Source organism: Synechococcus sp. R55.7, from assembly GCF_047461955.1.
In the GTDB taxonomy this organism is placed as follows: domain Bacteria; phylum Cyanobacteriota; class Cyanobacteriia; order Thermostichales; family Thermostichaceae; genus Thermostichus.
In genome coordinates this window covers 1-1,457 of the sequence record NZ_JANSIC010000342.1, presented here as the reverse complement: position 1 = coordinate 1,457, position 1,457 = coordinate 1, and the positions used below count along the sequence as shown (strand labels likewise).

The following is a 1,457-nucleotide window of genomic DNA, read 5'->3' as shown; positions in this document are numbered from 1 at the left end:
AGCCCAACATCAGCCTTTTGATTTTCTACAATACCGCTGGAGTGTTGGGGGCAAAGATCATGCAGCGGCGCAAGGTAATTCTGGGTTTGTTGGGGTTGGCCAGCAGCAGTGGATTGGCAGGAGCCTATTGGGCCAGTCGGCAGCAGCCCTCTCATCTAGCCCCAGGGATGGGATCCCCTAGAGCCGCTCTCCCCTCTCCTACCCCCCAGCCCACCCCCACCGTCGTCCCCCATCCAGATGCCCCCCATGGCCTCTACATCCCCCCCCGCCGAGATCTGCGCCTCTTGGTCATCAGTGACATGAACGGCATCTACGGCTCGGTGGAATACGACCCAGAGGTGGATCGGGGCATCGGCCTCATCCCCTATCTTCAGCCGGATATTGTTTTGGGAGGAGGAGATATGGTGGCCGGTCAGGATCCCCGCCTGTCGGAGGAGCGCATTCGCGCCATGTGGGCAGCCTTCGACCGGCATGTGGCTGGCCCAATCCGTGCGGCCAAACTTCCCTACGGCTTTACCTTGGGCAATCACGATGCTTCCTGTGCCCGCACCACGCGGGGCGGCTTTCTCTTTCAAAAAGAACGGGATCTGGCCCGCGAGTTTTGGAACGATCCGGCCCACGACCCAGGTTTGAACTTTGTGGATCGGGGGGACTTTCCCTTCTACTACACCTTTGAAAAAGACGATGTGTTTTACCTAGTCTGGGATGCCACCTGCAATTACATCCCGCCCGAACAAATGGCCTGGGCGGAAGCGGCTCTGGCCAGCGAACGGGCTCAGAAGGCCAAGTTGCGCATTGTCATCGGCCATCTGCCCCTCTACGCCATCACTGTCGGGCGCGACGATCCGGGAGAAGTGCTGCTGGAGGCGGATGCCAAACGGGCTCTGCTGGAGAAGTACCGCGTCCACACCTACATCAGCGGCCACGACCACGGCTACTACCCTGGCCACAAAGGGCAACTGCAACTGCTTCACTGCGGCATTCTCGGCTCTGGCCCTCGTCCCCTCTTGGGCAGCCCTCTGCCCCCCCGCAAGACCCTCACCCTTATCGACGTGGATTTCGAGAGCCCAGATGTTACCTATTACACTACCTATCACATGCGGGATCTGAGCGTGATCGACCAAGCAGAGCTGCCCCGTTTCATCACTGGGCACAATGGCTTGGTGCTGCGCCGCGACGTCAATTGGGACAACCTCACCCCCCAAGAAATCGCCACCTGCCAAGCTCGTATTGGATCCCTGTGTCGGGATTAACGTCTCCGTCTTGGCAAAAGATTGATGAGCCGTTTGTAGATGCTCTCGCGAGGGTTCTGCACACTTCGCGAGCAGCCCAGGCTTTTCAACAGATGATTCAAAGCAGCTTTTTCCAGCAACACCAGCCATAGCCGGTGCAACTGTGTCTCTCGCATAACGGATCCCAGTGATTGATTTCAGCGAAACTGTGGAGAGCTTGTGAAG

The 1,457-nt window shown here is 58.5% G+C and carries 1 protein-coding gene; it reads left to right on the top strand.

Features of this window, described 5'->3' with window-relative positions:
• The coding region (locus NW820_RS12335) for a metallophosphoesterase family protein (RefSeq protein ID WP_414407638.1) at window positions 1-1,253 on the top strand (1,253 nt) is incomplete at its 5' end.
• Window positions 1,254-1,457 lie beyond the last annotated feature (204 nt).